The 14438-nt window shown below is 62.4% G+C and carries 10 protein-coding genes; 7 read left to right on the top strand and 3 right to left on the bottom strand.

Annotated features, from left to right (window positions below):
* Positions 1-2 precede the first annotated feature (2 nt).
* From tilS to glmM, 3 genes are all read left to right on the top strand, one after another.
* The gene (tilS, locus tag J5289_RS15655) at positions 3-1307 is read left to right on the top strand and encodes a tRNA lysidine(34) synthetase TilS (RefSeq protein WP_209206475.1); all 1305 of its coding nucleotides are present in this window, start codon (positions 3-5) and stop codon (positions 1305-1307) included.
* A 127-nt stretch (positions 1308-1434) separates the two neighbouring features.
* Positions 1435-3378 carry an ATP-dependent zinc metalloprotease FtsH gene (gene ftsH / locus J5289_RS15650; RefSeq protein WP_142830713.1) on the top strand — a complete coding sequence of 648 codons (1944 nt, stop codon included), beginning with the start codon at positions 1435-1437 and terminating at the stop codon, positions 3376-3378.
* A 208-nt stretch (positions 3379-3586) separates the two neighbouring features.
* Entirely contained in the window at positions 3587-4939 is a 1353-nt protein-coding gene (gene glmM / locus J5289_RS15645) for a phosphoglucosamine mutase (protein WP_111222419.1), read from the top strand.
* 76 nt (positions 4940-5015) lie between these two features.
* Here the strand turns inward: glmM and J5289_RS15640 are convergent, their stop codons facing one another.
* Entirely contained in the window at positions 5016-8291 is a 3276-nt protein-coding gene (locus J5289_RS15640; protein ID WP_209184552.1) for a cellobiose phosphorylase, read from the bottom strand.
* Positions 8292-8500: 209 nt separating this feature from the next.
* On the opposite strand from J5289_RS15640, the gene J5289_RS15635 reads away from it, so the two are divergent.
* Positions 8501-8953: an NUDIX hydrolase gene (locus J5289_RS15635; protein WP_247749172.1), complete on the top strand. Its 453-nt coding sequence runs from the start codon at positions 8501-8503 to the stop codon at positions 8951-8953.
* A gap of 182 nt (positions 8954-9135) precedes the next feature.
* Here the strand turns inward: J5289_RS15635 and J5289_RS15630 are convergent, their stop codons facing one another.
* Positions 9136-10041 carry a heparin lyase I family protein gene (locus tag J5289_RS15630; protein ID WP_209184550.1) on the bottom strand — a complete coding sequence of 302 codons (906 nt, stop codon included), beginning with the start codon at positions 10039-10041 and terminating at the stop codon, positions 9136-9138.
* A gap of 268 nt (positions 10042-10309) precedes the next feature.
* Between J5289_RS15630 and J5289_RS15625 the strand changes: the two genes are divergently transcribed.
* The 3 genes from J5289_RS15625 to J5289_RS15615 all read left to right on the top strand — a co-directional run bounded on the left by J5289_RS15625 (position 10310) and on the right by J5289_RS15615 (position 13334).
* The gene (locus J5289_RS15625; protein WP_209187555.1) at positions 10310-11383 is read left to right on the top strand and encodes a hypothetical protein; all 1074 of its coding nucleotides are present in this window, start codon (positions 10310-10312) and stop codon (positions 11381-11383) included.
* Positions 11384-11495: 112 nt separating this feature from the next.
* Positions 11496-11993: a GAF domain-containing protein gene (locus J5289_RS15620; RefSeq protein WP_111222424.1), complete on the top strand. Its 498-nt coding sequence runs from the start codon at positions 11496-11498 to the stop codon at positions 11991-11993.
* A gap of 51 nt (positions 11994-12044) precedes the next feature.
* Complete coding sequence (locus J5289_RS15615; RefSeq protein ID WP_143123190.1) at positions 12045-13334, top strand: DUF763 domain-containing protein; 1290 nt, start codon at positions 12045-12047, stop codon at positions 13332-13334.
* Here the strand turns inward: J5289_RS15615 and J5289_RS15610 are convergent.
* Positions 13331-14434 (bottom strand): catalase family protein, encoded by a 1104-nt coding sequence (locus tag J5289_RS15610; protein ID WP_209184548.1) that lies wholly within the window; start codon positions 14432-14434, stop codon positions 13331-13333. The genes J5289_RS15615 and J5289_RS15610 overlap by 4 nt on opposite strands.
* Between the last annotated feature and the right edge of the window lie 4 nt (positions 14435-14438).

Raw genomic sequence — 14438 nt, 5'->3', positions numbered from 1 at the left:
CCATGGCCGGCGGTCCGGTCTCTTCACCCCAGGCCGCTGCAGCCCGCCTGCTGGCATCGCTTCGCCAGCCCTCGCACATCCTCGTCGCTATCTCTGGCGGCAGCGATTCGACCGGGCTGTTGATAGCTCTTGCCGATGCGATCCGTGACAGCCACCCTTCGCACCGGCTTTCCGCTGCCACCGTCGATCACGACCTGCGCCCCGGTTCGGCCGACGAGGCGAAATCTGTGGCCAATGTCTGCCGGAAACTGGGCATCGCCCACAGCACGCGTCGCTGGCTTGGTGAGAAGCCTGCGACCGGCATCATGGCCGCCGCGCGGGAGGCCCGTTACAGCCTCCTGGCCGACGTGGCTGCCGAGGTCCAGGCAGACCTGATCGTCACCGGCCATACGCTTGACGACCAGCAGGAGACGCTGGCGATGCGCACTGCGCGTGTGCGGGCAGGGCGGGTTTCTGCGACCGGTATTGCCGATGCGGTGCTGTTCGATCGGCGCATCTGGGTGGTACGCCCGCTTCTGTCGTGCCTGCGCAATGACATTCGGGCTTTTCTCACCGAACGAAATATCGGCTGGATCGACGACCCGAGCAATCTCGACCTTCACTACGAGCGCGTCCGTGTCCGGGCGGGTCTCGCCACCGGCAACCTCATGGCATCGGATGGCGGCGGGAGCGCTAAGGCCGATCTGTCATCGGCAGCGGCGCGCTGGGTGGAACAGTCTGTCGTGATAGAAGGCGGTTTGCTCTGCCGCATCTCCCCCGAGGGCATCGATGCTGCAGCGCCCGAGTTTGCCTACGGGCTCTCCTGCCTTGCAGCCATCTTCGGCGGCCAGCCTTATGGCCTTGGGCAGGAAAGGATGGAGCGTGTCCTTGGATTTATCGACACCGACGAGCCCGGTCGGCGAACGGCGGGCGGAGTAGTCTTCGACCTCAGGCGCAACGGTCTCTTCCTGATGCGCGAAAGCCGCAACATCGACGCTCTGCATCTTGCCCCGGGGGCGAGGGGCATCTGGGATGGCCGTTTCGAGGTTTTCAATGACGGCCATGGCGGGGTGCAAATTGTCGCAGCCGGCGCAACTTCGCGGATGGCTTTCGCTGCAGGGACCCCAAAAGGTGCGGCGATGCGCGCAGCGGCGTCGGCGCCAACAATCCGTTTCGACGATGAAGACCCGCGTTACGAGCATTATCCGGTCCGTTTTGCACCGTATTTGGCGCCATTCGACCGCTTTTTGACACGATTCGATCTCAGTCTCGCTGATCGGCTGGCGGATGCTTTCGGACGGTCAGCCTATGTGTCACCTCCGTTTTAAGAGTTATTGACGGAAATCGCATGTGGTTGCGCTGACTGCCTTGGCAAGGGCCCAGCGTAACCCTATGTTAGCAGCCAAGTAATGCAGTCGCCAAAAGGCCGGGCTGTTTCAGTCCCTGGGGAGTTCAATGAACCCTAATTTTCGTAATTTCGCTCTCTGGGCGATTATCGCTTTGTTGCTGATCGCTTTGTTCAGCATGTTCCAGACCTCGCCCTCACAGACGAGTTCGCGGGATATCCCGTATTCGCAGTTCCTTCGCGAAGTTGATTCCGGTCGCGTCCGCGATGCCGTGATCACCGGCAACCGCGTCGTCGGCACTTATGTCGAGAATGGCGCTGCCTTCCAGACCTACTCTCCAGTCATAGACAGCGGCCTGCTCGACAAGCTCCAGGCGAAGAACGTCGTCGTGTCGGCTCGTCCGGAGTCGGATGGTTCGTCTAGCTTCCTCAGCTATCTCGGCACGCTGTTGCCGATGCTGCTGATCCTTGGTGTCTGGCTGTTCTTCATGCGCCAGATGCAGGGCGGGTCGCGCGGCGCCATGGGCTTCGGCAAGTCGAAGGCGAAGCTTCTGACAGAGGCTCATGGTCGCGTCACGTTCGAGGATGTCGCCGGCGTCGACGAAGCCAAACAGGATCTCGAGGAAATCGTCGAATTCCTGCGCGATCCGCAGAAATTCCAGCGTCTTGGCGGCCGTATTCCACGCGGCGTGCTGCTGGTCGGCCCTCCCGGTACCGGTAAGACGCTTCTCGCCCGTGCTATCGCCGGTGAAGCCAATGTGCCGTTCTTCACGATCTCCGGTTCGGACTTCGTTGAAATGTTCGTCGGCGTCGGCGCAAGCCGCGTGCGCGACATGTTCGAGCAGGCGAAGAAGAACGCACCTTGCATCATCTTCATCGACGAAATCGACGCCGTCGGTCGCCATCGTGGCGCCGGTCTCGGTGGCGGTAACGACGAACGCGAACAGACGCTGAACCAGCTGCTGGTCGAGATGGACGGCTTCGAAGCCAACGAAGGCATCATCCTGATCGCCGCCACCAACCGTCCCGACGTTCTTGACCCAGCGCTTCTGCGTCCGGGCCGCTTCGACCGCCAGGTCGTGGTGCCTAATCCAGACATCATCGGTCGCGAGCGTATCCTCAAGGTGCACGCCCGTAACGTTCCGCTGGCACCGAATGTCGATCTCAAGGTTCTTGCTCGCGGTACTCCGGGCTTCTCGGGCGCCGATTTGATGAACCTCGTCAACGAGGCAGCGTTGATGGCGGCGCGGCGCAACAAGCGCATGGTCACGATGGCCGAATTCGAAGACGCCAAGGACAAGATCATGATGGGTGCCGAGCGTCGCTCGTCGGCCATGACCGAGGCGGAAAAGAAGCTGACGGCCTATCACGAAGCGGGCCATGCGATGACAGCACTGTACGTCGCTGTCGCCGATCCGCTCCACAAGGCGACGATCATTCCGCGCGGTCGTGCGCTCGGCATGGTCATGCAGCTGCCGGAAGGCGACCGCTACTCCATGAGCTACACGTGGATGATTTCGCGTCTGTGCATCATGATGGGCGGCCGCGTCGCGGAAGAACTCACCTTCGGCAAGGAAAACATTACCTCCGGTGCATCCTCGGATATCGAGCAGGCCACCAAGCTTGCCCGCGCCATGGTGACGCAGTGGGGCTTCTCCGACCAGCTCGGCCAAGTCGCCTATGGCGAAAACCAGCAGGAGGTTTTCCTTGGGCACTCCGTGTCGCAGTCGAAGAACGTTTCCGAAGCGACGGCCCAGAAGATCGACAACGAAGTCCGTCGCCTGATCGACGAAGCCTACACTCAGGCCCGTACCATCCTTACCGAACAGCACGACGCGTTCATCATCGTGGCCGAAGGGCTGCTGGAATACGAGACGCTGAGCGGCGAGGAGATCAAGGCGCTGATCCGTGGCGAAAAGCCGGCGCGCGATATGGGCGACGATACGCCGCCAAGCCGTGGCTCCGCCGTGCCGAAGACTGGCACGAAGAAGGACGGTTCCATCGGTGCCAAGGGCGACGAAGCCGAAGGCGGTCTCGAGCCGCAGCCGCGCTGATCTCAAAATAGCGTTCATAACATCAGGCCGGTTCCCGTCATGCGGGAGCCGGCCTTTTTCGTCGGTCACGACATGTGATAGTTCTTTGCGTTAATTGACGTGATGAAGACGGCGATCTGTGGCATGAGCGTCGCATTCGATGACCCGGACATCAACCAAGTCGGGACGCGCCTCCGTGGGGGAGGCGCTTAAATTTGCGGGAGACACTATGAAGCGTCGCTATTTCGGCACGGACGGAATCCGTGGGCAGTCCAACGTCTTCCCCATGACGCCCGATCTCGCGATGCGGGTCGGCATCGCGGTCGGCACGATCTTCCGCCGTGGCAATCATCGCCATCGCGTCGTGATCGGCAAGGATACTCGGCTGTCCGGCTACATGCTGGAAAACGCGCTCGTGGCGGGCTTCACGGCTGCCGGTATCGATGCCTTCGTGCTCGGCCCGATCCCGACGCCTGCCGTCGCCATGCTGACACGCTCGCTGCGCGCCGATATCGGCGTGATGATCTCCGCCTCCCACAATCCCTACAAGGACAACGGCATCAAGCTGTTCGGCCCCGATGGCTACAAGCTCTCCGACGATATCGAAATGCAGATCGAGGACCTGCTCGACCAGGACCTGAGCCTGCAGCTGGCGAAATCGGACGACATCGGCCGCGCCAAGCGCATCGACGGCGTCCATGACCGCTATATCGAGAACGCCAAGCGCACCCTGCCGCGCGACGTGACGCTGCAGGGCCTGCGCATCGCCATCGATTGCGCCAACGGTGCCGCCTACAAGGTAGCGCCGGCCGTGCTCTGGGAGCTTGGCGCCGAGGTCGTGACGATCGGCAACGAGCCCGATGGCATCAATATCAACCTCAATTGCGGATCCACCAGCCCGATGGCGCTGCAGAAGAAGGTGGACGAGGTGCGTGCCGATATCGGCATTGCCCTCGATGGCGATGCCGACCGCGTCATCATCGTCGACGAGAACGGTTCGGTCATCGACGGCGACCAGCTGATGGCTGTCATTGCCGAGAGCTGGGCCGATACCCAGCGCCTGCGCGGCAAAGGCATCGTCGCCACCGTCATGTCCAACCTCGGGCTCGAGCGCTTCCTTGGCGACAAGGGTCTTGAGCTGGCCCGCACGCAGGTCGGCGACCGCTATGTCGTCGAGCACATGCGCCAGCACGACTTCAACGTCGGCGGCGAGCAGTCGGGCCATATCGTGCTGTCGGATTATGGCACGACGGGCGATGGCCTGGTCGCGGCTCTGCAGATCCTTGCCTGTGCCAAGCGTTCCGGCAAGCCCGTCAGCGAAGTCTGCCGCCGCTTCGAACCCGTGCCGCAGCTGCTGCGCAACGTGCGCATCACCGGCGGCCGGCCGTTGGAAAATATCGAGGTCAAGCAGGCGATCGCCGATGCGGAGAGCGAGCTTTCCCGCAACGGTCGCCTCGTCATCCGCCCGTCAGGAACCGAACCGCTGATCCGGGTGATGGCCGAGGGCGACGACCGCGTTCAGGTCGAGCGCATCGTCAATGACCTGATCGGCGTGATTTCAAACGTTCGGACTGCCGCTTGACGTTTCAGACCAAGGGCCCGCCGAGTTCTCCCGGCGGGCCCTTTTTTCATTATATCGGCTTTGAGGTCTCGATACCCTAACCGGCATTCTCCGATGATATATCGTCCTGGGTCATACGGGAGACGTTGATCGATGACGAGATCAACGGCTTCGCCAGACGCTTGCCCGCTTTCCTTTGAAAGCCGAAGACGTTTTGCAGCAGGCCTTTGGTGTAGAGGCCCGGGCCGCTCGAATAGATGCGCCAGCCGCCATCGACGGCAATGGAGCCTGCCTTTACCTCATCCCATTCGCGTGCGGCGCTGTAGCGGTCATGGAAGGCGGCATCGCTGCTGCTGAAATAGGTGTTGCGCTGGCGCAGGGATGCGTGCGCCAGGCGGTCGGTGACGGCAATCGGGTTGGCGAGCGCCAGAGCCTGCCAGAGACCATCGGCATCTTCGTCGAGCACCAGTGTTTCGCAGTAGCGCAGATGGGCGTGCACATACATCAGGCCGATTTCGCGTCCGAAGAAGGACGACGATTCGGCGCGGCGGAAGAGCGTCTCGGGACCGCCGGAATAGGTGGCGGGCTTTTCCATCAGGCGCGTCCCGTCCGGAAACAGCAGGTGGTCGCGGATGAGAGCCTTGTGATCGTGGCGCTGGTCTGCGGTGAACAGGCCGCCGAGCATCGGCTGGGTCATGGAGATCAGCGAATAGTGCAGGCCAGTGCGCTGGTCTTCCGGATGCAGCAGCAGTTCGACGCCGTCATGGGCAGGATCGAAGATGGCATAGCCCGCGACGATGCCATCGCGGATCAGCAGGCGGTTGAAATCGCTGCGCATCGCCGCCGCACTGGCGCGCAGCCGCCTTGCCTCGGCGATCTTGCCGATGCTTTCCATGATCGCGCCGTAGCGGACAATCTGCTCGTAGAGCAGGGCCACGGTCCAGCTGCTGACCATCCAGTCGCGCAGGTGCGGATCGGCCGGCTGGAGCGAGTCGTTCCAGTCGCCTTCGCCATAGCGGATCAGGCTGGTGCCGGGGATGAAGCGGGTGCGGATCGTCGCCAGCAGCTTTTCGACATGGTCGGCGATCGATGCCTTCTCGGACGTCCGCTCCATGCTGCCGTCGTCGCGCCAGGCCGTGGTCTCGTTGAGGAAGCCGAGATCGCCAGTGGCTTCGATATAGTCGCAGAGCGCCTTCAGCGGCCAGACGACGATGTCGCCATGGGCCTCGCTCGAGCGGATATTGGCATAGGGCTCGAACATAAACCATTGCGGCCAGTCGCCCCGGTCGCGGAACTGTTCGCCAAATATGATCTTCAGGACCTGCTTGGCCTCCGCGTCATGCTCGTAGGACAGCAGGAACTCGATAGGCCCCTGGCAGGCATCGCGCGTACCCCAGGCGGCGCCGGTATATTGCTCCAGACCGTGCGGGACGCTCATATGGACGATGGCATCATGGGCCATCCAGGGCAGGATCGCTGTATGGGCTGCGAGATCCGGGCCGGTGCCGGTGATTTGGAGGCCGCGTGTCGCGTGTTTCCAGAAGCGGTCTGCAGGGTCGAGCATGGCGGCTTCGGAGACGCCGGCCTGGTAGCGGCTGGTAAGGCTTTCGGCCTCAGTGGCATCTACCATCGAACCAACGACGGCGAAGGTCAGCGATTGCGTCGCATGCGACCTGAGGGCGATGAAAGGTCCGTTCCGCGCGACACCGTCGATATAGAGCAATTCATCTCCGCCGACGACATCGACGGCGTCTTTCGTCGATGACACCAGCCGGTAGCTGGCATCGGGGTAGCGCTGCCCCCAGAGCCAGTTCGGATCCGGCTGCAGCGTGATCTGTTTGGCTTCGGCATCGATGGTGATCCGCCCGTGTGTCTCGTATTCGCGCTCGCCAAGCGTCACCTGGCCGTAGGCGAGGAAGCGGCAGGCCGGGCCTTCAACGGCGATGCTCCACTGCATGGCGGGATCGTCGCCGGCAGCAACTGCCGAGACAGTGATGGTGCGGTCGGCCAGCCGGTAGATCCAGCGGCAGTCGCTGAGGCCCATGTCGAATGCCGAGGGGACGCCGAGCAGCTGCCAGCCGGAGCCTGTATCGATCATGATCCGCAACCCGCTGTTGCGGGTGAGATTGTAGGGATCGCGCGAGATGGAAAACAGCTTGTGGAAGGAGGTGTTGCCGATGGTCAGCTGGGCGGCAAAGATGCCCTGCATCCAGCATGTTGCCGCCAGCGTGTTGTCGTCCGGCAGCATGCTCTGTCCGCTGCGCAGGATAGCACCATGGCGACGCGCGACACGGAGCTCCTTTTCGAGCAAAACCACGTGGCGGTTCTGAAAGCCGCCGGGCACGAAGAACGATAGCAGCTTGCCATCCACACGTTCCTCCAGCTCGCGGTTTGGGTAGAGATCGGCAACGGCTGCGTCGTCGAGGGCCGCCGCCGCCAGCAGCGGCGCATCCTGCACCAGGCCGTGCACGGGGGGCGTTTCGATGAGCGCACCGGTGGTGGCGGTCGGCAGATCCGCCAGCGGTGCCAGGAGTGCGAGATCGGCATCGCTCGATGCCTCCGGATGATCGGCAACAAACAGGCCGAAAAAGGTGGCACTGCCCGAGGCTGCGGGCGCAAGCGACATCGATGGCGATTGAAGTGCCGGGCAGGCGACTTCGTGCTGGCGCCGTTCGCTCGGCAGGGCCACCCCAAAGGCGGCCACGAGCTGTCCGTCCGGCCTGCCGCTATCGACGAGCTGGATCGCATCGGTGGCAAAGGCCGCGGCTCCTTCGAGGCAACCCTGTGCCAGCCATGGTATGTGGCCGCCGCCCTGCTTGAGGTTCTGGCGGTTCATGATTACCGGGCCGAAGCGCTCGTGCGTCGCGATGTGGTGGTCGATATATTGCGAGGCGTAGGCTTCGCTATTCATCAAAAACCCGCGGTCGCCGAGCCCGATATCCTGGAGCAGCACGACGTCGGCATCGACGGGTTCAGAGCGGGTGTTTTCCAGCGAGACGCGCCAAAGCCAGATCGGCTCGGCCGGGTGCAACTCGAGGCGGACGCGATGACGGATGCCGCCGGTTTCGCCGGTCCAAGAAAAGGCGCTGTCGCTGCTGGCGAAGCGAACGTCTGCGCGGGGACCAACGATCTCGGCCACTGCTGGCCCGGAGCCGCCGGTCCTTAGATAAAGCCGGCCGATGCCGCCATAGATAGGCGAGCCCTGCACCTGATTGATCATCACCTGCACGCCTGCGGCGTCGCTGTGCTCGATGGCAAACAGCGCGCCATTGGCAAGCGCCGATACCGAAAGACCGGCCGGATTGCCGATCGTCGTAAGGCCAAGATCTTCGCGACGGGATGTCTGGAAACTACGGTCGAGGTCGGATGCCATGATGTCTCTCGCTGATTGCGGCCTGCGGGGACTACATCACAAGCCGCAGAGAAAGAGCAGTAAAATCTGCGGCAAAACGGGATGAGCGAGATAGTGGGTTCGGGGAAACGGCGGAGGTTGTCTTTTACCTGCCGCCGCAGCGCGTTTCGACGACTTGCGGCCGTTAATTTACTCTTCTAATTGTATCGACGATGAGCACATCGCATCCAATGACGCCAATCAGCGTGAAGGCAATAGGCCTGGTCTGGCACCAAGGGCGCCTTCTTGCAGCCGAGGTTCCAGACGGCCAAGGTCGCGTTGCAGGCGTTCGTCCGCTGGGTGGCAGTATCGAGTTCGGCGAACTTTCCGAAGTCGCACTGAAGCGTGAGTTCCTGGAAGAACTGGGTGTCGAGATCGAAATTGTCGGTGGACCGCAGGTCTTTGAAAACCTCTACACGTTTGGCGGCGTGCCCGGTCATGAAGTGATTTTCGTCTTCGAGGTCAAATTCCCTCTCAAAGAATCCATGACAGGCGATCACATCGTCTTTCATGAAAGCGACGGCACCCCCAACGTCGCGCGCTGGTACCACCCGGACGAGCTCGATCGCGATGGCTACCCTGAACTCTATCCCAAAGGACTGAAGAGCGCGCTGGCCAAATTGAAGTTGGCAGATCCGAACTAAGGGGATGACCCGATAAACACTATTTCCCGTAGCTCCGAATGCCGACCTCCCGTCCGATTTGACATCCCCCAGCGTGAGACCATCGGTGCCACCTCTGGCGACTATGGTCGTGGATCAAGTCAGGAGGAATTCCACAAGAGCATTCTGAGCGTGAAGCAAGAATGCTTTCGCGGCGGCTCTCCTTACCTGCCGGATCCTGCCTGTTTCGACCAGGCGGGATTGCCGGTAGGGTCGGTGGACCAGAATTTGATATCGGCGAAGTCGATGGATTGGATGAGATCGGGCAGGGTGTCCCTGTAGATGCCAAAGCGTGGCTGGACGTCTATGTACGGGTGTCCGTCTTCGTCGCGCATGCCGTGATCGAGATAGCCGAGGCGTCCGGTGTAGGAAATTGCGCATGCGCGTCCGTTGAGGGCGACTTGCAGGGCGCTTGCGCCTTCCTGCAGGCTTGGCTTCAGCATGACGTTGACATCGGTCCATTCGCCGATCTCGAGGGGCCAGGGTCCGCAGACGATCTGGGACGTACCGGCATTGCAGTCCGATGTTCCTCTCACCTTTGCAACGAAATCTGCGCCGGTCTTGGAGGGGATTGCCTCGATCTTGAACAGCGGGTTGGCTGACTGGCAAGAACCGAGAGGCTTCGTCTCTTCTGTCGGGATATTCTGCTTTACCTGATGGATGACAGTACGATTGCCGATGCCTGCCCATGGCGCGTCGAGCCTGAAGGTGAAGTGATACCAGGTCGGCTTGTCGAACTTGATGACCTGCTTCCTGATCTGGATTTCGACGCGCTCTATCGGTGCGTCACCGACGCTCTGGTCAGGCGCGTCGCCGGGATGCACCGTGATATGCAAGACAGGCCGCGCAGGCGACGAGAGGTCGCAGACAATACGCGATCTCCATGCATTGGGGTCGAGTTTGCCGCTGATCTTCCAGAGCTTCGGTGGATGGGCGCTATCAGCGACACACAGGTCCTCAAATCCCGCCGAGAGCGGTGCTGCTACATCCTGCGCAACGGCTGAGGATAGACCGAAGCCAAGCAGGCCCAACAGGATGGATGCGAGTTTTATAATTCTCGTGGTCATCATCGTCAGCATTTCCCTCGAGAGCGCAGGGCCTGCGAGTCGGTGGCTACAAGCAGCTTATGGGACAAGATCACGACAGCAAAGTTTCAAATCCTGCTCACTCAGTCACAAAGTGCAAGTCAGGGCGCGCTCTGAAGATCGCGGCTGGCGGTCTGCGAAAGCGCAAACGGTGTTGGTCACCCTTGCCCAGACCTCCCCACCGAATTTGCCGTTTCCCCTACGCTCCCTATATCCTGCGCACGGCCGAAGCCTTCGAGCCAGCGAGGTTTTCGTGGTTTTGCTTTCTTCCGTATCCCGCTTTGCGCTCTCTGTGATCCTTGCTTGCGGGCTGGTTGCGGGGGTTGTCATCGTGCCGGAGGCGGTGGAGGGGGTTGCGGTGTTGCGGCCGGGGGCGAGCGAGGCGGAGATTGTCGCTTATCGCCTGCGCGGGGTTCCGGCCACTGCCTACCAGGATGCGATCGGCAAGGCGCTTGGCGATGACGATCCGGATCTGGCTGCAAGCCTGTTGGCACTCGCCGATAGCCGTGATGTCATCATTCCAGCCGATCTTCGGCAGCGTGTCGCGGCGGCACAGGGTTTTGATGCCGGACGCAGCCTGCGGGATGCCTGGAGCGGGCTTGCCGGCGGTGACGCCAGGAGCCCCGAGGCGCTGGCGGGTGCCGTGACAGCAGATCTCACCGGCATCAGCGACGCCCGCGACCTCGTGCACGAAGGCCGCTCCTATATCAATGGCGAGGTCTACAGTCCGCTGACGATGGGGCTTGCCGCTGCTGGGCTGGTGATTACAGGCGTGACGATCGCCAGTTTCGGCATGGCGTCGCCAGCGCGGGTCGGCGTCACGGCGCTGAAGGCCGCCGACAAGGCGGATTTGCTGCGGCCGCCATTCCGCCGCGCGATGACCTCGGCGGCGACTGACCTTATCGACACGAACGCTGTGCGGGAAACGGTCGATCTTGCCTCCGCCGGCAATCTTGGCGCGGCCCGGTTGGCGCTCTCCCGTTCGGTGCGGGCGAAACCGCTGGCGGCGCTAACGACCACCGCGACCGAACTCGGCGCCCTCGCGAAGGGCGCGGGCTACCGTGCCACGCACGATGTGCTGAAGCTTGCGGACAGTCCCGCCGATATCTCGCGTTTCCGGCGGCTCGCCGATAGCTTCGGCACGCGGTTCCGTGGCGCGCTGGTGCTGGTCGGCGGCGCCGCTTTGACCACGGCAGGCCTTCTTGCAACCGTATCCGGCTGGCTTTTGGCGGGGCTGATGTGGGTGCTGGCAGCGGTATTTGCGGGGTATCGTATTTTCCGCTGGCTATGGCGGTTGGGCCGGCCGCGACAGTCCCTGTCAGCGTGATGCGAATTGGCCTATAAACGGTCCGGGACGATAAAAGGGCAAGACGACATGTGCGGGCATGGGGATAAGGCATCCCCGGCCATCGGCAGGACAGAAATACGGGGGATAGGCGATGTTCCAGGAAACCATGATTGTACATGCCGACAAGGCGGAGTTCTACCATGCGCTGCAGGCGCAGCTGGGCGGCCTGCTTGCCGGCGAGACGGATGCGATTGCCAATGCTGCCAATACCTCGGCGCTGATCTTCCAGATGCTGCCCGATATCAATTGGGCCGGCTTCTATTTTCTCCAGTCGGAGGACGAATTGCTGCTCGGGCCTTTTCAGGGCAAGCCTGCCTGCGTGCGGATCGCCGTGGGCCGTGGTGTGTGCGGGACGGCGGTGGAGAAGGCGCAGACCATGCTGGTCGAGGATGTCCATGCCTTTCCCGGCCATATCGCCTGCGATGCCGCTTCGCGCTCGGAGCTGGTCGTGCCGTTGATCCGCGATGGCCAGGTGTTCGGGGTGCTCGATCTCGACAGCCCGCTGCCGGGCCGTTTCGACCGTGTCGATCAGGCCGGCATCGAAGCGATGGCGGCGATCTTTATCGGTGCGACGGCTTGGGATGGCTGACAACCATCGTCGCCTGTGATTTGGGGGTAATCGGCTGAGAGGAATGGGTTCGTGACGAAAAGGGCGGGAAGCGCGGATCTGCCGCTGCATGGTGGTCGTGTGCCGCCGTGGCTGGGGCAGCGCATGACACGGCTGGGTGCGCTGATCACCGAGGCCATCGTCCAGCATTACGGTCGCGACGAGTTTCTCAGCCGACTTGCTCATCCCTTCTGGTTTCAATCCTTTGGCTCGGTGATGGGGATGGACTGGCATTCGTCCGGTATCACCACGAGCGTCATCGGAGCGCTGAAGCGCGGGCTGGCGCCGATGGCCGGTGAACTGGGCATCCATGTCTGCGGCGGTCGAGGCGCGCAATCGCGCAAGACGCCGGACGAGCTGATGGCCATTGGGCGGCGTGTCGGCATCGATGGCGCAGCACTGGCGACGACCAGCCGGCTCGTCGCCAAGGTGGACAGTGCAGCGCTGCAGGACGGCTTCGATCTCTATCTGCACGGCTTCATCGTCACCGACGACGGCAAGTGGGTGGTGGTGCAGCAGGGCATGAACGGCGAGGCGAGGCAGGCGCGGCGCTACCATTGGCAATCGGCCGGGCTCGAAAGCTTCCTCGATTCGCCGCACGCCGCTATCGAAGGTCATAGCCTCGGCGAGATCGTCAATCTTGCAGACCGGCGAGCGGACCAATCGCGCTCCGGCCAGCTGGATCTGCTGGCCTCCCTCGGTCCCGACCGCATCCTGCGCGAAGTCATCGATCTCGAGGCTGCCGGAAAACCGCGCAAACTATCCGATCAAATGACGCTGCCGCATCTGATAATGCCCGCCCATCACGATGTTCGGCAGGAGGATGTCAACATGCGACGGCTGCATGGCGCGATAGCTGCTGCGGCCGATCGTGGTCCGAAGGACTTTTCGCAATTGCTGCTGGTGCCCGGTGTCGGCGCGCGCACGGTGCGGGCGCTGGCCATGGTGGCGGAAGTGGTGCACGGCGCGCCCTGCCGGTTTTCCGACCCGGCGCGTTTCTCGCTCGCCCATGGCGGCAAGGATAGGCATCCGTTTCCGGTGCCGCTAAAGGTCTATGACGAGACGATCAACGTGATGAAATCGGCGGTGCGCAAAGGGCGCCTCGGTCGTGACGAGGAGATGCAGGCGCTGAAACGGCTCGACGACCAGACACGCCAGCTGGAGCGCTACGTTACCGGCCCCGATCTGAAGGAGATCGTCGCCGGCGAATTCCGCCGCTCGGCGGAGTGGGGCGGCCGGAGCGTCTTCGGCTGGGAATCAGCCGAAGACAGTGTTGAAATTAGGGATGCTGAAAGCGGCCGCCGCAAGGCTGATCTTAGCTAGGCGGTCAGGGCCTTCTCGGTAGGCTCTTCGACCGGGGTCTGGTTGCGTTCCGAGCGGAAGGCTGCGGAGCGGGCGTAGGCAAGCTTGCGCATCCGCATGATGCTGCCAAGCGGACGGTGAGCGGCAAGGCCGTTCCAGGGGCGGAAGGACATGCCGTCGTTGATCTCGCGGTCGCGCTCCGTTGTCCAGGATGGCTGCGGCTCGACCGTCAGGGTGGCGACCGTGATGAACGGGCTTTTTTCCTCGTCCCAGACAGCAGCGGCATCCTCGATTGACATCTCTTCCGCACTCGAACAGAGCTGCACCTGGAACTCCCAAACCGCCTTGTTGCTGCGGAAATAGTCGGACACGGCCTCGCGCAGCCCGTCTGGATTGTGGTTGAGGTCCAGCTCCTGGCCGGTCAACGCTTTCAGCTCTTCGGATTGTGGAACGAGCGCGAACTTGGCGACATAATCGCCGTAGCGAAGGGGAAGCTGTGCAAAGAAACTTTCGCCGAGGATATTGGTCTCGGGGTGGCCGCCAAGCGAGATGATCGAGGCGCTTTTTGCTCCTACAGCCTCGATAACGCTTTCGATGCCACGCAGCACCTTCGAGGCAACTTCCTTTAGGCCGTCGGCATGGTCGGTGGTTGCCGCCAGTGCCTTGAGGTTGAGGAGAAAGGCCTTGGCACTCGACGCGTTGAACTGCTTGCCGTTGACCATCAGGAAATCCTGGGATGCGCTGTCGTCTTCCGGGTCAAGCCTCGGGCCTTCGACATCGACGATTTTCAACGCCAGACCGCGCGGTGTCGAGACGCTGTCATGGAGAATGTCTCCGGGCGTCGTCGATAGCCGCACGAAAGCCTTGTAGCTGGCAGGCTTTGCAAACAGGCCCTGCGCCAGTTCGGGCGGCAGGCCGTCCATGACCCGGAACTCGCCTTCCAGCAGACCATGGCTCTTGGCATGGACGCTGCGGATGGCATGGCCCCCGTCGCGGTAAGTCTTGTGCGAGATCGACAGCATGGTCTCCGCCAGTGCGCGGGCGGTCTCCGGTTCGTCCTTTTCGACGGTTTCCAGATCGTCGCGGTAGGCTTGCGGATTGTGCGGTGGGGTCTTTGTCATGGGG

Origin of the sequence: Rhizobium sp. B230/85 (genome assembly GCF_019355735.1) — a bacterium.
In the GTDB taxonomy this organism is placed as follows: Bacteria; Pseudomonadota; Alphaproteobacteria; order Rhizobiales; family Rhizobiaceae; genus Rhizobium; species Rhizobium rhododendri.
The sequence above is the reverse complement of the archived record's forward strand: the minus strand, read 5'-3'. Positions and strand labels throughout refer to the sequence as shown.